We start from the raw sequence: 23,975 nt of genomic DNA, 5'->3' as shown, positions 1-23,975 counted from the left end.
TTGCATATTTGTGAATATATCCTTTGTATCTTTGCCGATTACGAAATAATACAATAATTACAGTACTTTAATGCCATGTTTCAATTAGGAAAAACCATAGTATCGGAAGATATTTTAGAAAAAGATTTTGTCTGCAACCTCTCAGCCTGCCATGGTGCCTGCTGTGTTGATGGTGATGCGGGTGCGCCACTAAGTGCGGAGGAGACCCGGATTTTGGAGGAAATCTACCCTAAAGTGAAGCCTTTTTTACGTAAAGAAGGTATAGCGGCAATTGAAGCACAGGGAACCTGGGTAACAGGAACCGACGGTGACCTGGAGACGCCGCTGATTGATAATAAAGACTGTGCTTATGTGATTTTTGATGGCAAAACCGCACTCTGTGGTATTGAACAAGCCTATAATCAGGGTATTGTCAGTTGGAAAAAACCGGTTTCCTGTCATTTGTACCCGATCCGTATTAAGGATTTCTCAGAATTTTCCGCGGTTAATTACGACCGTTGGGATATTTGTGATCCCGCCTGTTCCCTAGGTGCTGAACTGGAAGTTCCCGTATATAAATTTGTTCGCGAGGCCCTCATCCGGAGATTTGGCGAAGATTGGTATATGGAACTTGAAAAAGTAGCGACCGAATTAAAAGGATAAAATAAGCCAGCGAATTTCTGTTATAAAGAAAAAATGAAGCGGATGAGTAATTTTCCTGCTTCAAATGCCTCTTTTATTTTGCACGAAATCCAAACTGATTTTTACGTTGTTATGAAAGCGAAGAATATGATTATTTTTCTGGTTTATTTGTGGATTAACTTCAAAAATAACGCTTAAAATATTTTGATCCCTTAGTTTGCGTACCCTACGGTTTTGAAGGTGATTTTAGTTCGAAAACCCGCGGTTTATCTGCGTTTTAACACTATTTATTCGTAATTTTGATTTGGCTCAAATGCCTTGTAATCAAATATTTAATATTATCGATTTCTTTTTTGGAAGAAAAATCTGAGTTGTTAAAAACTACCCCGAATTGTGGATAAGTTTGACTTTCATTTACCAATAAGAATGACAATCTTTGTATCAGCAATAACGCGAAAAAGTCTTTTTTCGCAACACTATAAAACTCAATTGAATATGTCTGCAATAGAACCAATTTTACAAGAGAATAAAAACCGATTTGTCATTTTTCCTATCAAGCACCATGATATTTGGGACTGGTATAAAAAGATGGAAGCGAGTTTCTGGACTGCTGAAGAAATTGACCTGCATCAGGATCTAAATGACTGGAACAATAAACTGAGTGAAGAGGAGAAATATTTCATCAAACACATCCTGGCATTTTTTGCTGCCTCAGATGGTATCGTTAATGAAAACCTCGCGGAGAATTTTGTAAATGAAGTGCAATATGCAGAAGCAAAATTTTTCTATGGCTTCCAAATCATGATGGAGAATATCCATAGTGAAACCTACTCCCTGTTAATCGACACCTATGTAAAAGATGAAACAGAAAAAGACCAGCTTTTCCGTGCACTGGAAGTTTTTCCGGCCATTAAGAAAAAAGCGGACTGGGCATTGCAGTGGATCGACTCCGATTCGTTTGCAGAACGCCTGATTGCTTTTGCAGCGGTAGAAGGAATTTTCTTTTCCGGAGCTTTCTGTTCTATCTTCTGGCTGAAGAAAAGAGGCCTTATGCCGGGACTTACGTTTTCCAATGAACTGATTTCCCGTGATGAAGGCGTGCACTGTGATTTCGCAGTACACCTGCACAACCATCACCTGGTGAATAAAGTGCCGAAAGACAGAATCAAGCAGATTCTTGTAGATGCACTGGATATTGAAAGGGAATTTATTACAGAATCCCTGCCGGTTAGCCTTATCGGGATGAATGCAGTACTGATGACACAATACCTGGAGTTTGTAACTGACAGGCTGTTGGTGGAATTAGGCTGCGAAAGACAATATAATGTGGGTAATCCGTTTGATTTTATGGACATGATCTCGCTTCAGGGAAAAACTAATTTCTTTGAGAAACGGGTGTCCGAATACCAGAAAGCGGGTGTTTTGAACAGCGGTTCCGGTGGTGATAGTGATTCTCAGAAAATCAGCTTCGACGCTGATTTCTAAATCGTCGGATCCTCAATCAGTTTTTTTATTTTGCAGTCCTGAGGGATTCCGAATATAAAAAGCTCCTAAAAAAACAATGATAGTACGGCAACGTGCGAAATGAAGAAATTAAACGTATAAAATTTGTAAACTTATGTTTGTAGTAAAAAGAGATGGCAATAGAGAGCCTGTAATGTTTGATAAGATTACGGATAGAGTAAAAAAATTATGTTACGGCCTGAATGACCTCGTAGATCCTGTAAAAGTGGCGATGCGTGTAATCGAAGGCTTGTATGATGGGGTTACCACTTCTGAATTGGATAATCTTGCGGCAGAAACAGCGGCATCGATGACGATTTCACACCCGGATTATGCGCAATTAGCGGCTCGTATTGCGGTTTCAAACCTGCATAAAAATACTAAAAAATCGTTCTCTGAAACGATGACGGATATGTATCATTACGTAAATCCGAGAACCGGGAAAGAAGCGCCTTTATTGGCGGATGATGTTTTTGAAATCATCCAGAAAAACGCTCAGGTGTTAGATTCTACGATTATCTACAACCGTGATTTTAATTATGACTATTTCGGGTTTAAGACGCTGGAGCGTTCTTACCTGCTGAAAATAAATGGAAAAATTGTAGAAAGGCCACAGCACATGCTGATGCGTGTTTCTGTAGGAATCCATAAAGACGATATCGAATCGGTTATTGAAACGTATGAACTGATGTCTAAGAAGTTCTTTACGCATGCGACACCTACGCTTTTCAATTCCGGTACACCAAAACCACAAATGTCTTCCTGCTTCCTGCTGACCATGAAAGATGACAGTATTGACGGGATTTATGATACACTAAAACAAACGGCGAAGATTTCACAGTCTGCCGGAGGGATTGGCCTTGCGATCCACAATGTAAGGGCTACAGGTTCGTACATCAGTGGTACCAACGGAACTTCCAATGGTATTGTACCGATGCTTCGGGTGTATGACATGACCGCACGTTATGTAGATCAGGGTGGTGGTAAACGTAAAGGTAGTTTTGCGATTTATGTAGAACCATGGCATGCTGATATTTTTGACTTCCTGGATTTGAGAAAAAACCACGGTAAGGAAGAAATGAGAACCCGTGACCTATTCCTTGGAATGTGGATCCCGGATTTATTCATGAAACGCGTACAGGAAGATTCAACCTGGACCTTAATGTGCCCGAACGAATGCCCTGGATTATCGGAAGTACACAGTGAAGAATTTGATGCACTTTACCTGCGTTATGAAGCAGAAGGAAAAGGGCGTAAAACCATCAAAGCGCGTGAGATCTGGGAGAAAATCCTGGAATCACAAGTAGAGACCGGATTGCCTTATATGTTGTATAAAGATGCAGCCAACCGTAAATCCAACCAGAAAAACCTGGGAACTATCCGTTCGTCCAATCTGTGTACAGAAATTATCGAGTATACATCACCGGATGAAGTTGCAGTATGTAACCTGGCATCGATCTCTTTACCAATGTTTGTTGAAAACGGTAAATTTGACCACAAGAAATTATTTGATGTTACCAAAAGAGTAACCTTAAACCTGAATAAAGTAATCGACAGGAATTACTATCCTGTTATCGAAGCAGAAAATTCCAATGTGCGCCACAGGCCGGTAGGTTTAGGAGTACAGGGACTGGCAGATGCTTTTATCATGCTGAGAATGCCTTTTACCAGTGATGAGGCCAAAAAACTGAACCAGGAAATCTTCGAAACCCTGTATTTTGCAGCGGTAACGGCTTCTATGGAGTTGTCTAAAATTGAAGGCCCTTATTCTACTTTCAAAGGATCACCAATCTCACAGGGTGAATTTCAATACAACCTTTGGGGACTTAAAGATGAAGAGCTTTCCGGACGTTGGGACTGGACTTCTTTGCGTAAAGAAGTAATGGAGCATGGAGTAAGAAACTCCCTTTTGGTAGCGCCTATGCCTACTGCTTCTACGTCACAAATCTTAGGAAATAACGAAGCTTTTGAGCCGTATACTTCCAATATCTATACCCGTAGAACCTTATCTGGAGAATTCATTGTAGTGAACAAACACCTGTTGGAAGACCTGGTAGATTTAGGATTATGGAATGAAACCCTGAAACAGGAAATCATGCGCCATAACGGATCCGTTCAGAATATCGATGTGATCCCGGCTCATATTAAAGAACTGTACAAAACGGTTTGGGAAATGAGTATGAAAGATATATTGGATATGTCCCGCCAAAGAGGGTATTTTATCGACCAGTCTCAGTCACTGAACCTGTTCATGGAAAATGCCAACTTCGCGAAACTGACTTCTATGCACTTCTATGCATGGCAATCCGGATTGAAAACCGGAATGTACTACCTGAGAACGAAAAGTGCTGTGGATGCTATTAAGTTCACATTGAACAACGATAAAAAAGAACAGCCGGTAGCTTTGGAAACAGAAGAAATCGCAGTAGAGGATTTCAAAGCCATGCTGTTGAAAGCACAGGCGTCTGAACCGGATGATTGTGAAATGTGCGGTTCATAATTCACATAAAATACTTATATTTGAAACAGCTGTCACATTGAGACAGCTGTTTTTTTTAGCAGCAAATAGCCAGAGCAAGGGATATAAATTATCCAGAGTTTTTTATAAGGATAAAGAGCGCTATGGTGCTGTTAAATAAAATGATACACTAATACAAAATAAAATTACGACCATGTCAAAACCAGAAAAAATCAGCAGTAAAAAAGGAGTCTATACCGGAATCATCGAGAAAGATGAGAATGGAAATTACTTTTGTGGTGAATATTTGCTCGATTTCCAATACACTGAAGCCAGTTTTAAACTCGGGGATGAAATCAATATCAAAACGGTGATTGTAAATCCAAGCGACAGAAGCTATAACCAGTATCCTAAAAAATCAAGGAATTTCTTCTTGGCAAACGATAAGGAGTAAGTAAAGTTGTGGTTACTGAAAATCCAGATTTAGAAGTTTTTCGAATTGATTCGTCACTTTATGCTGCAAATGGAAGGCGTTTTGTAAACTTCGCTATTGACGTAATTGCCATATTATTCAGCTTCTTTTTATTCGGTTTTTGCGTTCGCGTTTTTTGTGAATTAACAGGAAGTATGGCACTGGCAATGTTTATAGAAAATATAATGGCAGATTCAGGTCCTACTGCATGGCTGCTTTTTGAAATTTCTGCAGTGCTCGGATATTATGTTTTTTTTGAAGTTTGTTTTGCTAAAACGATTGGAAAATACATTACCAAGACACGTGTAGTTGATGAGTTTGGTAAAAAACCAAAGTTTAAAAATATACTGTTACGCACCTTTTGCCGTCTTATTCCTTTTGAACCTCTTTCCTTTTTTGGAGAACCTGGAAAAAGTTGGCATGATAGCATTTCTAAGACCTACGTAGTAAAAGAATCACTTTTGGTTACTAAAAAGGAAGCTTTTTATTCTTTAAAACAGATTGGACAAAACCTATAATATATGATGCATTGGGAACAGCTTTTGTCCCTGAAAAGACAAGGCGATAAAAATAAAAGATTACGTAAAGAACAGGATGATACCCGTTTGGGATTCGAGGTTGATTATGACCGGATCATCTTTTCCTCGGCTTTCCGAAGCCTGCAGGATAAAACGCAGGTGATTCCACTATCCAAAACCGATTTCGTTCATACCCGGCTGACCCACAGTTTGGAAGTTTCGGTGGTTGGCCGCTCTATTGGCCGTTTGGTTGGGAAAAAAATTATAGAAAAGTATCCGCATTTACAGGAAATACACGGGTATCAGCCCAATGATTTCGGCGCAATCGTGGCCGCCGCCTGCCTGTCGCATGATATCGGGAACCCACCTTTTGGGCATTCCGGTGAGAAAGCAATTGGTGAATATTTTAAAACCGGAAACGGGCAGCAATATAAGAGCCAGTTGACTGCAAAACAATGGCAGGATTTGGTAGATTTTGAAGGAAACGCGAATGGTTTTTCGGTATTGTCTGCTACACGTCCGGGTATTGAAGGGGGTTTGCGGATTACCTATGCTACTTTGGGCGCATTTATGAAATACCCGAAAGAAAGCCTTCCGAAAAAACCAACCAAAGCAATTGCCGATAAAAAATATGGTTTCTTTCAGCCCGATAAAGCTTTCTTTAAGGAAGTTGCAGAAGAATTAGGGCTTATCCCCAATAAAACGGGAGATGATATTGGATACGAACGGCATCCGTTGGCTTATCTTGTAGAAGCAGCCGATGACATTTGTTATACGATCATTGATTTTGAAGATGGGATTAACCTGGGGCTGATCGACGAAGATTTTGCGCTCGAATACCTGATCAAACTGGTCAAAGACAATATCCGTGAAAAATATAATACACTTACCACTAAGGAAGACCGGATCAGTTACCTGAGAGCTTTGGCTATCGGGAGCCTGATTCAGGATGCGGTAAAGGTATTTATTGAAAATGAGGAACTGATCCTGGCGGGGAAATTTCCGTATGCACTGACGGATAAAAGCCAGTATAAAGCGCAGATGGATGATATTATCAAACTCAGCGTCAAAAATATTTACCAAAGCCGTGAGGTGGTCGAAAAAGAGCTTACAGGATACCAGATCATCAATGTGTTATTGGAGAAGTTTATTACGGCTTATAATAATGATTTTGACGGCCAGGCAACCAGTTATGATAAGCTATTGCTTAAACTGTTACCGGAAAAATTTACCGTTGAAAAGAATGAGCTGTACGATAGGTTGTTGCATATCTGTCATTTTATCTCGTTGCTTACGGATGGAAATGCCCTGATACTATACAATACCGTTACCGGCCAAAAGCTGTAATGAATTGATATCAATATAAATGCAAAAGGGAGCCATAGTGCTCCTTTTTGCATTTGTTGTATAAAGAAGGAGTGTGGATGTTGCGTTTGCAGGATCTCATCGGGAGACTGGTCGAAATTTTGTGTAAACAGTTCTTAGTGTTTAATATTACACCTTTCTCCAAATATGACCAAGAACTGATTCATGATTAATCCCCAGCTTGGTATTGCATTTATCCAGCTTTTTTCACAATTTTGTATTGCTAAATAGACTGATTTCTTGACGCTTTTTTCATCTGGGAACTGCACTTTTGTTTTGGTATATTTTCTAATTCCCCTGTTTAAGTTTTCTATTGTATTTGTGGTGTACATTATTTTCCTGATTTCAGCAGGATAGGCCAAAAAAGGCATGAGATTTTCCCAATTCTTTTCCCAGGAGCAAACGGCATATTTATATTTTGCTTCCCAGTTTTTTTTAAATTCAGCCAGAGCTAAAACGGCTTCTTCCTGATTTATTGCAGTATATACTTCTTTCATTGCACTGCAAAATGCTTTTCTATCCTTAACTACTACAAACTTAAGGCTATTCCTTATTTGATGAACAATGCAAAGCTGGGATTCTGTATTTGGAAAAACACCTCTGATAGCTTTTGTAAATCCGGTAAGGTTATCTGTACAGGCAATGAGAATATCCTTTACTCCACGAGATTTTATGTCAGAGAGTACAGTCATCCAAAATGAAGCCGACTCTTCTTTATTTAGCCACATTCCTAATACTTCTTTCTTACCATCTGTTTTTAGTCCGATTACAATGTAAATTGCATGGTTTTCATATTTCCCATCTGTTCTTACTTTCATATGCACAGCATCCATCCAAACAATCAGATACTGTGGTTCTAAAGGGAGTAGTCGTTAGATTGTGTAAACGTAGAAATTGATTTTAATTTGATTTGAGATTTTAAGGCTTAGCCAAAAAACAACAGATCATTAAGTATAGAATTTAAAAGAACTACATTTAAATAATTTAAAAAGAGCGGATTATGATCGAAGATGGTAAATTACCCAAAGATTTTGCAAAGCAATTTAAAAACAAAGAAGACTTCCATACTTTTTTTCAAGACCTGTATAAACAAGGCATTGAACAACTACTCCAGGGAGAATTGGATGCTCATCTGGGATATGAGAAGCATAATATTGACGGATACAATACAGGCAATAGCCGTAATGGTTCTTTCTCAAAGAATATAAAATCAGAGACTTTGGGCAATATGGTCCTGGCTATTCCCCGGGATAGAAATGGTGAATTCGAGCCTCAGGTCATCGGAAAAGGCCAATCGATGAGTGAAAAGATTGAAGATGCTATTTTAGGAATGTACAGTCGTGGAATGACCCGTAGTGATATTGTAGAACAAGTTAAAGAAGTTTATGGGATATCAGTAAGTGAGTCCACGATTTCGACCATCTCTGATAGAATACTGGCTGATGTTGATTTATGGACTAAAAGGGCTTTAGAACCACAGTATCTGATTGTTTGGATGGATGCTGTGCATATGAAAGTAAGAACAGATGGGAAATATGAAAACCATGCAATTTACATTGTAATCGGACTAAAAACAGATGGTAAGAAAGAAGTATTAGGAATGTGGCTAAATAAAGAAGAGTCGGCTTCATTTTGGATGACTGTACTCTCTGACATAAAATCTCGTGGAGTAAAGGATATTCTCATTGCCTGTACAGATAACCTTACCGGATTTACAAAAGCTATCAGAGGTGTTTTTCCAAATACAGAATCCCAGCTTTGCATTGTTCATCAAATAAGGAATAGCCTTAAGTTTGTAGTAGTTAAGGATAGAAAAGCATTTTGCAGTGCAATGAAAGAAGTATATACTGCAATAAATCAGGAAGAAGCCGTTTTAGCTCTGGCTGAATTTAAAAAAAACTGGGAAGCAAAATATAAATATGCCGTTTGCTCCTGGGAAAAGAATTGGGAAAATCTCATGCCTTTTTTGGCCTATCCTGCTGAAATCAGGAAAATAATGTACACCACAAATACAATAGAAAACTTAAACAGGGGAATTAGAAAATATACCAAAACAAAAGTGCAGTTCCCAGATGAAAAAAGCGTCAAGAAATCAGTCTATTTAGCAATACAAAATTGTGAAAAAAGCTGGATAAATGCAATACCAAGCTGGGGATTAATCATGAATCAGTTCTTGGTCATATTTGGAGAAAGGTGTAATATTAAACACTAAGAACTGTTTACACAAAATTTCGACCAGTCTCGTTCTAAAGCCCTTTTAGTCCATAAATCAACATCAGCCAGTATTCTATCAGAGATGGTCGAAATCGTGGACTCACTTACTGATATCCCATAAACTTCTTTAACTTGTTCTACAATATCACTACGGGTCATTCCACGACTGTACATTCCTAAAATAGCATCTTCAATCTTTTCACTCATCGATTGGCCTTTTCCGATGACCTGAGGCTCGAATTCACCATTTCTATCCCGGGGAATAGCCAGGACCATATTGCCCAAAGTCTCTGATTTTATATTCTTTGAGAAAGAACCATTACGGCTATTGCCTGTATTGTATCCGTCAATATTATGCTTCTCATATCCCAGATGAGCATCCAATTCTCCCTGGAGTAGCTGTTCAATGCCTTGTTTATACAGGTCTTGAAAAAAAGTATGGAAGTCTTCTTTGTTTTTAAATTGCTTTGCAAAATCTTTGGGTAATTTACCATCTTCGATCATAATCCGCTCTTTTTAAATTATTTAAATGTAGTTCTTTTAAATTCTATACTTAATGATCTGTTGTTTTTTGGCTAAGCCTTAAAATCTCAAATCAAATTAAAATCAATTTCTACGTTTACACAATCTAACGACTACTCCCATGCCATCCCGGTTCCAGACCGTGAAATCCTGGTTATAGAGGTAGGTCATCCCGGTTCCAGACCGTGAAATCCTGGTTGTATAGGTAGGCCATCCTGGTTCCGGACCCCGAAATCCTGGTTATAGAGGTAGGCCATCCTGGTTCCGGACCAGGAAATCCTGGTTATAAAGGTAGGTCATCCTGGTTCTGGACCACGAAATCCTGGTTATAGAGGTAGGTCATCCTGGTTCCGGACCAGGAAATCCTGGTTATAGAGGTAGGTCATCCTGGTTCCGGACCCGGAATTTGTTGCTGGGCAGCAAGCTATCCGGGTCTGGAAGCAGGAAAAAGGGATTCTAAAGATTGTTGCCTATAAAAAAAGGGACTGACTTTGGAGTCAGTCCCTTAAGGGATGTTATGTTGGAATGCTCTTGTACCTAAAAAAGATACGTAAGCCCAATACCAAGCGTTTGTTTTAACTGTACTTTCGGGCCTACGGTTACTTGTTGCCCGTTAATTTCTTCTTTGGCTTTGATATCATCATCATAAATGAGGTGGGTACCAATGTTGGCCTTAACATATTCGTTGACGACAAAGTCCAGTTGCATTTGCCAATCGACATCGATGTTACCAAACTTATTAATGTAATCGGAATATAAGCTCAGCCTGTTTTCGAAGGTAATGTTTTTATAGACATTGGTTTTCCAGTGGTTGGTAACCAGGAATCCCAATTCGGTTTTTGATTTTTTACCACTGCTGATCATGTTTCCATCTTCGTCATACACGGCAGGCTGTACACCGAAAGAACCCTGATTGGCTAGCCTTTCGTCCAAAACCAATGTTGTCTTTTGCGTCAATGGGGAGATATAGAAATTTAATTTTTCTTCTTTGTTAATGTATTCCGCACCAATACCTAGAAACACATACGCCGGGGCAAAAGGTTTTGAGATGGCAATTTCCCGGTTGGGATAGGAATATCCATCGGTGAACTGGGTGTTGAAATTAAATTTGGCACTATGGTACCACTTCGATATGGTATCGTTCCGATAGCCAAAGGTAGAGTTGATCTGTATCGCATCATCGGTTTTGCGAAGTTCCCGGTCTTCCTGTTTGTTGATCCCATAACGCATCAGCACTTCATTGAACCAGGTAACATTGTTTTTTTCATAGGTACGGGTAAACTTTCCTTTGAGTAATCCTGAAATGGAACTGTTTCCACCAATACTCCAGTTCATAAAGGCAATTTGGCTCACATCAAGCCCTATTTCATTTTTACCCTTCCAATAGGAAATCGTATCAGGTTTGGTAGTGATGATTTCACTTTGAGCAATAGCGGAAGAGGTGAATAGGATCAAAAGGAACCCGAAGATTAGGGGTAAGTTTCTCATGGCAAGTATTCTGGATTTTGTGTTTGCTGCAAAAATCTTGATTTTACAGTAAAGAAAAAATGTTTATAAGGTTTTTAACGTCAATTTTGCTGGAATGTTGTAGTTCGGCTACAGTTCCATGCTCTATAAATGTATCAGGAATACCGAGTACTTTAACAGGAATACGGTAATTATGTTCATTTGCAAATTCAACAATGGCACTTCCGAAACCACCGATTACGGTTCCGTCTTCAATCGTGACTATGTTTTTAAATGTGGTAAAGATACTGTGTAACAATGGGATATCAAGCGGTTTTACAAAAGAGAAATCATAATGGGCGAAGGCTTCGGTACCTTCCATTTGATCAAAAGCCAGTGTCACATTCATCCCAATCGGACCGTGTGATAATACTGCGGTGCGGGAACCTTCTTTTAGCAATGACGCTTTGCCAATTTCAATTTTTTCGTATGGCTGCTGCCAGTCGATGATAGTGCCCCTGCCACGAGGATACCGAATGGCTATTGGATGTTCCAGTCCGGTTTGGGCAGTATATAATATATTGCGCAGGGCAATTTCGTTGCGGGGTGAAAACAGGATCATATTCGGGATGCAACGCAGGTAGGCAATGTCAAAAACACCATGATGGGTGGCACCATCTTCTCCTACCAATCCCGCACGATCCAGGCAAAAGATAACAGGCAAATTTTGCAAGGCAACATCATGGATTACCTGGTCGTAAGCCCGTTGTAAAAAAGTGGAATAAATGTTACAATAGACGATCATCCCCTGAGTGGCCATGCCTGCAGAGAGGGTCACGGCATGCTGTTCGGCAATGCCTACATCAAAGGCGCGGTCGGGTAGGGCTTCCATCATATATTTTAGGGAACTTCCTGAAGGCATGGCAGGTGTAATCCCAATTATTTTTTTATTTTTTTGTGCCAAATCCAATACCGTAAGTCCGAAGACATCCTGGAATTTGGGAGGCATATGGTCTTCTGATTTAAAAGGGATCTCTCCGGTTATCTTGTCAAACTTCCCGGGCGCATGATAGGTCACCTGATCTTCTTCGGCTTGTCTTAGGCCTTTGCCTTTGGTCGTAATGATGTGCAGGAATTTTGGGCCACGAATGTTTTTAAGGCGTTTCAGTTCCCGTATTAATGCGGGAAGATCATGTCCGTCTATCGGACCCGAATAATCGAAGTTCAGGGAACGGATCATATTGTTCTCCCGTGGATTCTTACCTTCTTTTACAGCAGTCAGGTAGTTCTTTAAAGCTCCGACACTGGGATCAATCCCAATGGCATTGTCATTTAAGATAACAAGCAGGTTGGCATCAGTTACTCCTGCATGGTTCAGCCCTTCAAAGGCCATACCCGAAGCGATGGAAGCATCACCTACAACGGCAATATGCTGTTTGTCGGTTTCTCCCTTCAGGTTGGAAGCTATCGCCATGCCTAAAGCGGCAGAAATAGCAGTAGAGGAATGGCCTACACCGAAGGTATCATAGTCGCTTTCATCCCTCTTGGGGAATCCTGAAATACCGCCCAGTTGCCGGTTGGTATGGAAAATAGCCCGGCGTCCGGTCAGTATTTTATGGCCGTATGCCTGGTGCCCTACATCCCAGACCAAGAGGTCTTGGGGGGTATTAAACACATAGTGCAGGGCAATTGTAAGTTCTACCACACCGAGGCTGGCACCCAAATGCCCTTCCTTGGTCGCTACGATATCAATGATAAAATCGCGCAACTCTTTGGCTACTGCAGGAAGCTGGGCTTCCTGTAACTGGCGCAGGTCTTTGGGAGTGTCGATATGGGAAAGCAGGTTTTCTGACATTATTGAACGTAATAGCAGGCAAATTTACAATATTGTTTCTACTTTTGTTTTTAATCATCAATATAAAACGCCCACTTTGGGCGTATTGCAACTATGGAGAATATTTTTACCGACGATTATTTTATGCGAAAAGCATTGCAGGAAGCCGAGTTTGCTTTTGATAAAGGAGAAATTCCGGTCGGTGCCGTGATTGTAATTGATAATAAAGTGATTGCACGTTCCCACAACCTTACCGAAATGCTGAATGATGTGACAGCACATGCCGAAATGCAGTCGATTACGGCAGCGGCTAATTTTTTAGGTGGGAAATATTTAAAGCAATGCACGCTGTATGTCACTCTGGAGCCTTGCCAGATGTGTGCCGGAGCGCTGTACTGGAGCCAGATCACCAAAATTGTATTTGGCGCTACCGATGACCAACGTGGATACCGGGCGATGGGGATCACATTACATCCTAAAACCGCAGTAGTTTCAGGAGTTCTCGCTACCGAAGCGGCGGAATTGATGCAACGCTTCTTCCAGCAAAGGCGAAAATAAAAAATGTACGTGATTTAGTATAAAATTATCTTAACAGATGTGATATTTCTGTTAAAGCAACTAAATTTGTGTAGCATGAATAGGATTTTAAGTATAAATCCCTAATCCCTACACTATGAAGAAAAGAATTTTATTACAGTTCCTTTTTGTTTTCGTATTACTCCAGTCCTGTGGCAAGAAATCGGCACGGGAATTCAATTCTGATTTTTCGTTATTTCAGGATTATGTGTCTGATTTTACATCGGGGATACGCTCGTCGTCTTCCGATATCCGTGTCGTGCTGGCTTTTGATAAAGGCGACTGGAAGCCCAATCAGGAACTCGATAAAAACCTCTTTAGCATCAGCCCGGATGTGAATGGCAAAGTTGTGGCACTTTCAACCAATACCATTGCATTTATTCCGGAAAAGAAACTAAAGCCCGGAACGGAATACCAGGTGAAATTCCATCTTTCCAAGGTCATTAAAACACCGGAGAAATTATCCGACTTTAACTTTACGGTAAAAACAATCAAGCAGGACTTCATCTTGGAAACCAAGGACCTGCAGTCCTATAGCCCGGAATGGCAATACCTCAATGCGACCATCCGTACCAGCGATGACCTGGATCCGGCTACAGCCCAGAAACTGGTTGTGGCAGAACAGAATGGAAAGAAATTAAAATTACGATTTGATGCTGCTACCAGTACCAAGACGGAATTTCGTTTTATGATCGATAGCATCCACCGTGAAAAAGGCGACAGTGCCGTAAAAATTTCATGGGATGGGGATGATTTTGATATTGACCAGAAAGGCAACCAGGATTTTGCCATTCCCGGCAAAGACAACTTTAAAGTAGTAGGCATCAAAACACCGGATGATGTGAATCAGGTGTTATCGATCAATTTCTCAGATCCAATTAAAAAAGACCAGAATTTTGAAGGATTGGTGTCAGTAGAAAATGCCACGAACCTGACCTATGGAACCGATGGGAATGTATTAAAAGTATTTTTTGAACAGCCTTTAAAAGGGGATTTACTGGTGGAAGTGTTCCAGGGGATTGAAAATACCTATGGTGCCAAATTGCGGGAGACCCATACGGAAAAGATCACTTTTGAACCCTTCAAGCCCGGTGTCCGTTTCCTGAAAAATGGAACCATACTGCCGAGCTCCAGCAACCTGAAAATTAATTTTGAGGCTTCGAACCTGAAAGCGGTAGATGTGAAAGTGTACAAGATATACCAGGATAATGTGCTTCAGTTTTTGCAGGATAACAACCTCAACGGAAGTTATAACCTGACCAAAGTTGCCTTGCCGGTAGCCAAAACGACGATCCAGCTGACACAGGACAAACTACCGAATTATACCAAATGGAATGTATTTGCCCTGGATCTGGCTTCCATTATAAAACCGGAACCGGGTGCGATCTATCGGGTAGAGCTATCGTTTAAGAAAGCCTATTCTTTATACAAATGCAGCACAGCACCGTCCGATTCAGAGAATTCCGAACCGGAGCGGGAAGAGCTCACTTTAAAAGAAGAACAGGATAATTTCCAGATTGGCTATGACGATTATTATTACTATGATAATTATGAATGGCGTGAAAACCAGGATCCTTGTTCGGATTCCTATTATTACAATGCAAAAACAGCAACGAATATACTGGCTACCGATTTAGGGGTGATCGCCAAAGGAGGCAAAAACGGTTCTTATTTCTTCGCTGTAAATAATATTGTAACGACTGAACCGGTTTCGGGGGCTAAAATTGACCTGTATACGTTCCAGCAGCAAAAATGCGGCAGTGCTACTACTGGTGGGGATGGTACGGCTACTTTTGAGCCGGAAATAAAACCCTCTTTTGCCATCGTTACGAAAGACAATAACAGTACCTACCTGAAACTGGACGATGGATTGTCGCAGTCGCTCAGTAATTTTGATGTCTCCGGAAACGAGCTGCAGAAAGGGCTTAAAGGTTACTTGTATGGAGAGCGTGGCGTATGGCGTCCCGGGGATACACTTTACCTGTCATTTATCCTGAATGACAGGGCGAGTAAATTACCGGTGAACCATCCAATAAAACTAAAACTGACGGATCCTAACGGGAAATTAGCCGTGCAGATGATCCAGAAATACAGTGATAAAAATCATTATAGATTTGTTGTTCCAACACGTCCTGATGCTCCAACGGGAAGCTGGGAAGCAGTTGTGAGTGTGGGAGGAGCCAAGTACTATAAAGCGATTAAAATTGAGACCATCAAGCCGAACCGCCTGAAAATAAAGAGCAGTTTTGGCGGTAGCCTGCTGTCAGCCTCACGCCCGAATGTGGGGCAGGTAGAAGTGGCCTGGCTGCATGGTGCCGTAGCAAAAGACCTCAAAATTGAGATGCAGGCTAAATTTGCACAGCAGGAAACGACCTTTAAAAATTATCCTAAATATACCTTTGATGATCCCGCGCGTAAATTCAATACCGAAGAGTTAAATGTCTTCTCGGGGAAACTGGATGAATACGGTAAAGTATCCGTGACGCTACAGCCGCAGTTGCAGGCTCAGGCACCCGGAATGCTAAAAGCGGCTTTTATTACCAAAGTATATGAAAACGGAGGAGACTTTAGCACGGATGTGATGACAGCGACCTATTCCCCGTATACTACGTATGTGGGGGTAAAAATGCCGGAGCCAAATAAGTATGGAATGCTGGAAACCGGAAAAGTCAATAAGTATGATATCGTAACAGTGGATGAAAACGGCAGGCCAAAAGCAGTCCGCAACCTGGATGTAAAAGTCTATAAGGTAGAATGGCGCTGGTGGTGGGATGCTTCAGACGATAATATGTCGAGCTATAATGCGTCTACTGCTACTATTGCCTATAAATCGTTTACAGTAAGCACCGATGCTACCGGTAAAGCCAGTGTACAATTTGCCGTGGGCGAAAACGACTGGGGCAGGTACCTCGTTCGGGTAACCGATACACAGGGTGGGCATGCAGCAGGTGAAACTGTACTGATCGACTGGCCAAGCTGGTCGGGTAAAACCAGGAACAATGATGGAACTGCAGCAACCATGCTGATGTTCTCTGCCGATAAAACGAAATACAATGTTGGAGAGAAAGCCAAACTGGCATTTCCGTCCAGTGAAGGCAGCCGTGCGCTGATTTCTATTGAAAACGGATCGGGTGTGGTACAAACCTTATGGACTAAAACAACCAAAGGTGAAACCCGTGTCGAAATTCCGATTACGGATAAGATGGCCCCAAATGTCTATATCCATATTACTTTACTTCAACCGCATGCGAGTACGAAAAATGATTCGCCAATTCGTATGTACGGGATCATACCTATTGAAGTGCTGGATAAAAAAACGATATTAGAACCCCAGATTACCATGCCGGATGTGATACGTCCGGAGCAAACGGTATCTATTAATGTAAAGGAGAAAACGGGCAAGCCAATGACGTACACGCTGGCGATAGTCGATGAGGGCCTATTGGATCTTACCCGATTCAAAACCCCTAATGCCTGGAATGATTTCTATTCGCGTGAAGCGTTGGGCGTTAAAACCTGGGATGTGTATGATGATGTAATCGGTGCCTATGGTGGAAGGGTAAACCAGGTCTTCGCTATTGGTGGGGATGAGGATCTCGGTGGTGGTAAAGCTAAAAAAGCAAACCGCTTTAAACCGGTTGTAATTTACCTTGGGCCATTCTCCTTAGGGAAAGGGCAAAGTACCACGCATAAGGTTAAAATCCCGAATTATATCGGTTCTGTACGTACCATGATTGTAGCCGGAGATCCGGAAACCAGTGCGTATGGCAGTGCAGAAAAAGCAACTCCGGTACGAAGCCCATTAATGGTACTGGCTTCCCTGCCAAGGAAAGTATCGCCATCTGAAAAAGTAACGATTCCTGTTACTTTATTCGCTATGGAAAAACAGGTGAAAAACGTACAGGTACAAATCAAAACGAATAATGGCCTTAAGGTTATCGGTAACGCTACCCAAAATGTATCCTTTAGCCAGCCGGATGAAAAAATGGTTTATTTCAACCTGGAAGCGGCAGACCTTACCGGAATTGGGAAAGTAGATATTATTGCCACTTCCGGAAAAGAACGGGCTACCTATTCTGTAGAGCTTGACCTGATCAACCCGAACCCGGTGACCAATGATTACCAAGAAGTGGTATTAGGGCCAAACAGCTCGAAGACGATTAGCTGGAAAACTTTCGGAATCAAAGGCAGTAACAAAGCCCGTTTGGAAGCTTCTTCATTTCCGTCCATTGATTTTAATAAACGACTGGAATATTTGATCCAGTATCCGCACGGCTGCCTGGAGCAGACGACTTCCGGGGTGTTTCCACAATTGTATGTGAATGATATTGTCGATATTGATGCTAAAAGAAAACAGGACATCCAGCGCAATGTAACCGCCGGAATACAAAAACTGTCGGGTTATCAATTGCCGGGCGGTGGATTTGCCTATTGGCCGGGTAATGCTGCTGCCGATGACTGGGGAAGTTCCTATGCCGGACATTTTATGATAGAAGCCGAGAAGAAAGGTTATGTATTGCCACTGGATTTTAAAAACAAATGGATTTCTTATCAGCAGCGTACCGCCAAACAATGGCGATTTGAGCAGCAATATGGCAATGATTTTGCACAGGCCTATCGTTTGTATACGCTTGCTTTGGCAGGATCCCCGGATTTAGCCTCTATGAACAGGCTTCGGGAAACTGCCGGTATTTCTAATGAAACCAAATTGCGACTGGCAGCAGCCTATGCGATTTCCGGACAGAAAAATGCGGCAAAAAGCCTGTTGAACCTTAGTGCGATCACGGCTCAGAACGACCGTTATAGTTATTACTATTACGGATCTCCGGAGCGGAACCGTGCCATGATATTGGAGACTTTATTATTGGTGGGAGAGAAAGAAAAAGCTTTTGCCATGGCAAATACCGTAGCAAAAGACCTATCCAATAACCAATGGATGAGTACCCAGACGACAGCCTATTGTTTATATGCGATGTCTAAGTTTGCAATGCTCAATGGCGGTAAAGGAGTAGAGGTACAATTTACCCAATCGGGTAAAACACAATCGATACAAACGGCAAAATCATTCGCCGACAGGAAACTGGAGATTATCCAGGGTACCAATAGTATTACGATAAAAAACAATAAGAGCAATACGATTTATGTAAAAGTGCTTAACAGCGGGATATTGCCGGTAGGAGAAGAACAGCCGCTGGAGAAAAACCTGTATGCCAATATTGTTTTCCAGGATCGTAAAGGAAATCCGGTAACGATCAGTACCCTGAAACAGGGAACTGAATTTGTAGCAGAAGTAACGATACGAAATGAAAGTATGGAGTATGTGGCTAATTTAGCATTAACACAAATTCTTCCTTCAGGATGGGAAATCGTGAATACCCGTTTTACCGATTACGGAGATTTTGCCAATAACAAAGCTGATTATATCGATATTCGGGATGACAGGACCAACTTCTATTTTGGATTGCGAGGTCAGGAAACCAAAGTATTTAAAATACTGCTGAATGCGTCATATCCGGGAACTTATTATTTGCCTGGGGTGCAGTGTGATGCGATGTATGATAACAGTTATATCGCCCGTACGAAAGGGCAGTGGGTGAATGTGGTCCGATAAATCGTATGCTGCATTTCGGTGCCCCAGAGTACGTTTTGTACTATTTTAATATCTGATACAGCCTGGTTTTCTTGTCTAACGGCAGGAAAATCAGGTTGTTATTGCTTAGTTTTACCTAATAATCGCTATCAATTTACCATCCTTGAAAGAAAAGTTTGTTACATACCTCAATCGCATTGGTACCAGGATCCGCCGGCATAAAATAAAATCGATTATACTCCTGATCCTTTTGGCAGGGTATTATTTTTGCCTGCCCCGAACACTATTTGCCACTCCTTATGCCACTGTCATTGAAAGTGCGCAGGGCGAATTATTGGGGGCAAAAATTGCGCGTGATGGTCAGTGGCGTTTTCCGGAGCAGGATACCGTTCCCGATAAGTTTAAAAAATGTATTATCTATTTTGAAGACCAGTATTTCTACAGCCATCCTGGTTTCAATCCCGCGGCTATGGTCAGTGCGGTTCGGCAAAACAGCCGGGCAGGAAAGGTGGTGCGCGGAGGCAGTACGCTCACACAACAGGTAATCCGGTTATCGCGTAAAGGACAGCATCGCACCTATTTTGAAAAATTAGTAGAAGTTGTACTGGCTACACGGCTGGAGCTTCGGTATTCCAAAGATAAAATCATTGGGCTCTATGCTGCACATGCTCCTTTTGGGAGTAATGTCGTGGGGCTTGAAATGGCTTCCTGGCGTTATTTTGGGGTGCAGTCAAGTCAATTGTCCTGGGCGGAAACGGCGGTATTGGCGGTTTTGCCCAATGCACCCAGCCTGATCTATCCGGGAAAGAACCAGGAAATATTGCTGCTGAAACGCAATCGCCTCCTCAAAAAATTGTATGAAGAAAAGGTAATCGATAAAATGACCTATGATTTATCATTGCAGGAAAGCCTACCGCAAAAGCCTTTCACTTTGCCGCAGGTAGCACCACACCTGTTAGACCGGATGGCAAAGAAGAAAGAAGGGCAGCGCATCCGGACTACAATTGATTTAGTCCTGCAAAACCGCGTCAACCAGATCGCCACGCAATATTATAACCAATACCGGCAGAATGAGGTGTATAATATTGCCATATTGGTGGTTGATGTGAAAACCCGGAATGTGGTTTCCTATATTGGAAATGCACCTACAGACAAAGCCCATCAAAAAGATGTTGATATTATCTCAGCGCCACGGAGTACCGGGAGTATTTTAAAGCCCTTACTATATGCCGGAATGCTGGATGATGGAAAGTTATTGCCCAATACATTAATCGCCGATGTTCCCACGCAAATATCTGGATATACCCCTGAAAACTTCAACCGTACTTTTGATGGGGCAGTCCCTGCGCAGCGTGCCCTGGCACGTTCGCTGAATATTCCTTCGGTACTGATGTTGCAGGATTATGGAGTGTATAAATTCTATGAAGAATTGCAGGCGTTTGGGCTAAAGGATATCAACAAACATCCTAATCATTACGGATTATCGTTGATTCTCGGTGGTGCAGAATCCAATCTTTGGGATTTATGTAAAACGTATGCCAACCTGTCTTCGACCTTAAATGAATACAACCGCAATTCCGGAAAGTACCGCACCAGGGAATTTTCGAACCTGAATGTTGATGCCGCTATCCTGACGGACTTCGGAAAGGAAGTGTATGCTAAAAATGTTTTGGGTGCGGGATCGATATGGCTTACCTATAATGCGATGAAGGAAGTAAACCGCCCCGAGGGGGATGAAGCATGGCGCTTTTATGATTCCTCTTTGGAAATCGCCTGGAAAACCGGAACCAGTTTTGGAAACCGTGATGCCTGGGCTATTGGAACGACAAAAGACTATGTGGTAGGGATATGGGTAGGGAATGCCACCGGCGAAGGCCGTCCCACCCTGACCGGAGTCAGTAGTGCAGCCCCGGTTTTGTTTGATGTTTTTAACCTGCTCAAGCGTTCCCGATGGTTTGGTACACCGCTCAATGACCTGGAAGAGGCCGAAGTATGCAGTCTCAGTGGTTATCTCGCACAGGATAATTGCCCTAAAACAAAACAATATATTCCGGTAAATGGCAAACGGACCAAAGTCTGCCCGTACCACAAAATGATTCATTTGGATCCAACAGAAAAGTTCCAGGTGAATAGTAGCTGTGAAAATATCGAAAATATCATTACTAAAAGCTGGTTTGTGCTACCGCCGGTAATGGAGTTGTATTATAAAAGCAAACATACCGATTACTTTACGTTACCGCCGTTCCGGAGTGATTGCCTGTCGACACAAAACGTTGCGATGGATTTTATTTACCCTAAGGAAAACAGCAAAATTTACCTGACAAAGAATTTTGAGAGTAAGGTACAGTCGGTGTTATTGAAAGTGGCACATTCCCAGCCGGGTTCGAAATTGTTCTGGTATGTAAATAATACGTATCTGGGTACTACACAAACCTTCCATGAAATGCCGTTAGAGATGAAATCCGGCACATATTACATTACGGTTACAGATGAGTTCGGAAATGAGATCAAACGTCGTATTGAGATTGTACGGGAATAAAAGACTGCATACTGTATTGGTGATTATTCTTTTTCTTTTTCCGTGAGTACTGTGCCATTATCGACAGTAAAGGTTATTTTGTTCAGGTCTGCATTGTTTTCCTGGATGACCGAAAAACGAACGACTGCATCACCGGCGGCATTTCGCGCGATAAATTCAGGTGAACTCCATATAATTTTGTTTTCCAGTTCCGAGCGGTTTCTTCCTACCCATGTTTTGATGGTCGCCACAATTTCCATTTCCTGGCTTTCGCGGGCATTAAAAGTTCCGGTGTCATCATCATTACAGGATGCCACACTAAGCAGTAATACTAATAACATAAGATAGAGAGGAGCGGATAATTTTCGAATGGCTTTCATGCTGTGGCAAATTTTAAACAAACTGTAATGGTTACATAACGGGGAATTGTAGCTGGAATTGTAGTGGGTGCTGCTTATTTTGTTTAATTTATACGAATGGCTTTGGCATCAGTATTTCCTTTTTTAATTGTTGCGGGCCAGGCGATTGTGAAAAGATATAATCCGTTTTTGTTTTGATTGCTAGGCTCTCGATTTGAGGGACGGCTAATTTTGGAATTGCTGTTTAAAAAAGGGCAAAAAAAAGAAGCCGTCTCAAAACAAATTTTGAGACGGTTTTTTTATTTGATACAATTTTGGATTTTAACTATCTAGATTTTAACGGGAGTAAAAAATTGCCTTTATGCTGCAATTTTCTTTCTTAAGTTATGACCTAAAGCCATTAATCCGAATTCTAATTCTACTTTTTGAAGTCCTTTTAAAGAAAACCGTCTAAAACCGTTATTATGCTTGAGTTGAGCGAATACAGGCTCTACATCGGCAGAGCGTTGCTTTCTTCTTTGTATTCCTATTTCACTTAGTAGTAATTCCCTTGCTTGTTGTTTATGTCTTTCAAGGTTGTGGTTTCGCTCGATGCTTCTGTTTCCCTGAGCTTTAAAACATTGACCTCGAAGTGAACAGCCTTCACAGTTTTTGGCCTGATAATGCGATAAGGTTTGGGTGTATCCTGTAGTTGTTGTTTTCTGGTTTTGATATGTTTTATGCATTTTTTGTCCCATTGGACATACATAATAGTCTTCTTCTGGATTGTAATAGAGATTTTCCTTGCTAAAAGCCTTGTGTTTCTTTTGGTAGTTTTGATCTTGTTCTTTTTCAAAAGTATTATACTTCACAAAAGCTTTGAGTTTCTTCTGTTTCAGATAATCGTAGTTTTCTTCACTTCCATAACCTGCGTCAGTAGTTATTTCTTTTATCTTTTTAAATACTTTTTTACCAAAGGTTTGTTCCAAATTTTCTAAATGAGGCTGGAGTGTTTTAGTATCGGTCGGATTTTGATGGATGGTATAATGAACAATGATCTGATTTTGTGTAGATATTTGAGTATTATAAGCTGGTTTGAGCTGTCCGTTTAACATATGGTCTTCTTTCATTCGCATAAAAGTAGCCTGGGTGTCAGTTTTGCTGTAACTGTTTCTTTCTCCCAGAATAGCTTCTTGCTTTTCATACTTTTCAAGATTGGAAGTAAAATTATTTTTTATGTAGCGTAATTTAGCTTTTGCTTTAGAACTGGTCTTTTCATTACCAGAGAGTTTGGCATCTATTTTAGCTACAGTTTTCTCAATTACCTCTTTGCTGATTTCTTTGAACTCTGTTGGTTCCGGGTTGGGGTCATCTTCATTGTCGATACTTTGGGCATAGTTCCATAATTCTTCCAACTGGGTGAGCATTTTTGCTTTATTGGTTTTTATGCTCTTACCCCACACAAAAGTGTACCTGCCGGCCTGAGCTTCTATTTTTGTTCCGTCGGTATAAATTTGTTTTAGATTCACCAGTCCTTCTGAGGCCAACATCAAAACTACCTGCTTGAAGATTTCTTTAAAACTCTCTTTTAGTTTATCACTTCTAAATCTATTAATTGTATTATGATCAACAATAGTCATAGAAGTAAGCCACATAAAATTGATATTCTCACGAAGTGCAAGTTCTATCTTTCTCGAAGAATAGATATTAGTCATATAAGCATACAACATCACTTTGAGTAACATCTTTGGATGATATCCAGGATTACCTTCTTTACTGTACGCTTTTAAAAGAGGCTGGATATTAAGGGATTCCACAACTTGATCAACTATTCGAACCGCATGTGTATGTGGAATTAAATCATCAAACGAATAAGGTAGAAGCATCGTTTGTTGTTGGTTATAATGTTTGAATCTCATATATAATCAGCTGTTTATCACTGATTAAATTTACAAAATTGCATATAAAAATACAAACTAAAAAAAAAGAAGCTGACTCAG

The 23,975-nt window shown here is 41.1% G+C and carries 15 protein-coding genes and 1 pseudogene; 10 read left to right on the top strand and 6 right to left on the bottom strand.

Annotated features, from left to right (window positions below; all coding sequences use genetic code 11):
• The first annotated feature begins 75 nt into the window (after positions 1–75).
• From FK004_RS02340 to FK004_RS02310, 6 genes are all read left to right on the top strand, one after another.
• Positions 76–642, top strand: coding sequence for a DUF3109 family protein (locus FK004_RS02340; protein WP_108735795.1), 567 nt, complete (start codon positions 76–78; stop codon positions 640–642).
• A 474-nt stretch (positions 643–1,116) separates the two neighbouring features.
• Positions 1,117–2,106 carry a ribonucleotide-diphosphate reductase subunit beta gene (locus tag FK004_RS02330; RefSeq protein ID WP_108735793.1) on the top strand — a complete coding sequence of 330 codons (990 nt, stop codon included), beginning with the start codon at positions 1,117–1,119 and terminating at the stop codon, positions 2,104–2,106.
• A gap of 133 nt (positions 2,107–2,239) precedes the next feature.
• On the top strand, positions 2,240–4,624 hold the full coding sequence (locus tag FK004_RS02325) for a ribonucleoside-diphosphate reductase subunit alpha (protein ID WP_108735792.1): 2,385 nt from the start codon (positions 2,240–2,242) through the stop codon (positions 4,622–4,624).
• 172 nt (positions 4,625–4,796) lie between these two features.
• A complete protein-coding gene (locus tag FK004_RS02320; protein WP_108735791.1) occupies positions 4,797–5,036 on the top strand; it encodes a hypothetical protein in 240 nt (79 codons plus the stop codon).
• A gap of 8 nt (positions 5,037–5,044) precedes the next feature.
• A complete protein-coding gene (locus tag FK004_RS02315; protein WP_121494805.1) occupies positions 5,045–5,572 on the top strand; it encodes an RDD family protein in 528 nt (175 codons plus the stop codon).
• Positions 5,573–5,578: 6 nt separating this feature from the next.
• Positions 5,579–6,919 (top strand): deoxyguanosinetriphosphate triphosphohydrolase, encoded by a 1,341-nt coding sequence (locus FK004_RS02310; protein WP_108738726.1) that lies wholly within the window; start codon positions 5,579–5,581, stop codon positions 6,917–6,919.
• Between the two features lie 134 nt (positions 6,920–7,053).
• On the opposite strand, the pseudogene FK004_RS02305 reads toward FK004_RS02310, so the two are convergent.
• A pseudogene (locus FK004_RS02305) lies at positions 7,054–7,797 on the bottom strand (IS256 family transposase); the annotation flags it as partial.
• A gap of 140 nt (positions 7,798–7,937) precedes the next feature.
• Between FK004_RS02305 and FK004_RS02300 the strand changes: the two are divergent.
• Positions 7,938–9,149, top strand: a complete 1,212-nt coding sequence (locus FK004_RS02300; protein ID WP_108735429.1) for an IS256 family transposase — start codon at positions 7,938–7,940, stop codon at positions 9,147–9,149.
• Here the strand turns inward: FK004_RS02300 and FK004_RS02295 are convergent.
• The 3 genes from FK004_RS02295 to FK004_RS02285 all read right to left on the bottom strand — a co-directional run bounded on the left by FK004_RS02295 (position 9,146) and on the right by FK004_RS02285 (position 12,974).
• Positions 9,146–9,655, bottom strand: a complete 510-nt coding sequence (locus FK004_RS02295; protein ID WP_108735789.1) for a transposase — start codon at positions 9,653–9,655, stop codon at positions 9,146–9,148. The genes FK004_RS02300 and FK004_RS02295 overlap by 4 nt on opposite strands.
• Before the next feature lie 555 nt (positions 9,656–10,210).
• Positions 10,211–11,161, bottom strand: a complete 951-nt coding sequence (locus FK004_RS02290; RefSeq protein WP_108735788.1) for a DUF3078 domain-containing protein — start codon at positions 11,159–11,161, stop codon at positions 10,211–10,213.
• A gap of 43 nt (positions 11,162–11,204) precedes the next feature.
• Positions 11,205–12,974 carry a 1-deoxy-D-xylulose-5-phosphate synthase gene (locus tag FK004_RS02285; RefSeq protein ID WP_108735787.1) on the bottom strand — a complete coding sequence of 590 codons (1,770 nt, stop codon included), beginning with the start codon at positions 12,972–12,974 and terminating at the stop codon, positions 11,205–11,207.
• Between the two features lie 93 nt (positions 12,975–13,067).
• Here FK004_RS02285 and FK004_RS02280 point away from each other — a divergent pair, with 93 nt between their 5' ends.
• From FK004_RS02280 to pbpC, 3 genes are all read left to right on the top strand, one after another.
• On the top strand, positions 13,068–13,511 hold the full coding sequence (locus FK004_RS02280; protein ID WP_108735786.1) for a nucleoside deaminase: 444 nt from the start codon (positions 13,068–13,070) through the stop codon (positions 13,509–13,511).
• A gap of 115 nt (positions 13,512–13,626) precedes the next feature.
• Positions 13,627–19,140 carry an alpha-2-macroglobulin family protein gene (locus FK004_RS02275; protein ID WP_108735785.1) on the top strand — a complete coding sequence of 1,838 codons (5,514 nt, stop codon included), beginning with the start codon at positions 13,627–13,629 and terminating at the stop codon, positions 19,138–19,140.
• A 142-nt stretch (positions 19,141–19,282) separates the two neighbouring features.
• Complete coding sequence (gene pbpC, locus FK004_RS02270) at positions 19,283–21,658, top strand: penicillin-binding protein 1C (protein WP_227871656.1); 2,376 nt, start codon at positions 19,283–19,285, stop codon at positions 21,656–21,658.
• A gap of 23 nt (positions 21,659–21,681) precedes the next feature.
• Here the strand turns inward: pbpC and FK004_RS02265 are convergent, their stop codons facing one another.
• The gene (locus FK004_RS02265; protein WP_108735784.1) at positions 21,682–22,017 is read right to left on the bottom strand and encodes a hypothetical protein; all 336 of its coding nucleotides are present in this window, start codon (positions 22,015–22,017) and stop codon (positions 21,682–21,684) included.
• 338 nt (positions 22,018–22,355) lie between these two features.
• Positions 22,356–23,894, bottom strand: coding sequence for an IS1182 family transposase (locus FK004_RS02260; protein WP_108735475.1), 1,539 nt, complete (start codon positions 23,892–23,894; stop codon positions 22,356–22,358).
• Positions 23,895–23,975: the final 81 nt, after the last annotated feature.

The sequence above is a fragment of the Flavobacterium kingsejongi genome (assembly GCF_003076475.1).
Classification (GTDB): Bacteria; Bacteroidota; Bacteroidia; order Flavobacteriales; family Flavobacteriaceae; genus Flavobacterium; species Flavobacterium kingsejongi.
The sequence above is the reverse complement of the archived record's forward strand: the minus strand, read 5'-3'. Positions and strand labels throughout refer to the sequence as shown.

What these genes read in the sequence shown, in the direction of transcription:
- FK004_RS02285 (WP_108735787.1), bottom strand. Translation starts at nt 12,974, where the DNA reads ATGTCAGAAAACCTGCTTTCCCATATCGACACTCCCAAAGACCTGCGC.
- FK004_RS02295 (WP_108735789.1), bottom strand. Translation starts at nt 9,655, where the DNA reads ATGATCGAAGATGGTAAATTACCCAAAGATTTTGCAAAGCAATTTAAA.
- FK004_RS02280 (WP_108735786.1), top strand. Translation starts at nt 13,068, where the DNA reads ATGGAGAATATTTTTACCGACGATTATTTTATGCGAAAAGCATTGCAG.
- FK004_RS02300 (WP_108735429.1), top strand. Translation starts at nt 7,938, where the DNA reads ATGATCGAAGATGGTAAATTACCCAAAGATTTTGCAAAGCAATTTAAA.
- FK004_RS02310 (WP_108738726.1), top strand. Translation starts at nt 5,579, where the DNA reads ATGCATTGGGAACAGCTTTTGTCCCTGAAAAGACAAGGCGATAAAAAT.
- FK004_RS02340 (WP_108735795.1), top strand. Translation starts at nt 76, where the DNA reads ATGTTTCAATTAGGAAAAACCATAGTATCGGAAGATATTTTAGAAAAA.
- FK004_RS02275 (WP_108735785.1), top strand. Translation starts at nt 13,627, where the DNA reads ATGAAGAAAAGAATTTTATTACAGTTCCTTTTTGTTTTCGTATTACTC.
- FK004_RS02330 (WP_108735793.1), top strand. Translation starts at nt 1,117, where the DNA reads ATGTCTGCAATAGAACCAATTTTACAAGAGAATAAAAACCGATTTGTC.
- FK004_RS02260 (WP_108735475.1), bottom strand. Translation starts at nt 23,894, where the DNA reads ATGAGATTCAAACATTATAACCAACAACAAACGATGCTTCTACCTTAT.
- FK004_RS02290 (WP_108735788.1), bottom strand. Translation starts at nt 11,161, where the DNA reads ATGAGAAACTTACCCCTAATCTTCGGGTTCCTTTTGATCCTATTCACC.
- FK004_RS02325 (WP_108735792.1), top strand. Translation starts at nt 2,240, where the DNA reads ATGTTTGTAGTAAAAAGAGATGGCAATAGAGAGCCTGTAATGTTTGAT.
- FK004_RS02265 (WP_108735784.1), bottom strand. Translation starts at nt 22,017, where the DNA reads ATGAAAGCCATTCGAAAATTATCCGCTCCTCTCTATCTTATGTTATTA.
- FK004_RS02320 (WP_108735791.1), top strand. Translation starts at nt 4,797, where the DNA reads ATGTCAAAACCAGAAAAAATCAGCAGTAAAAAAGGAGTCTATACCGGA.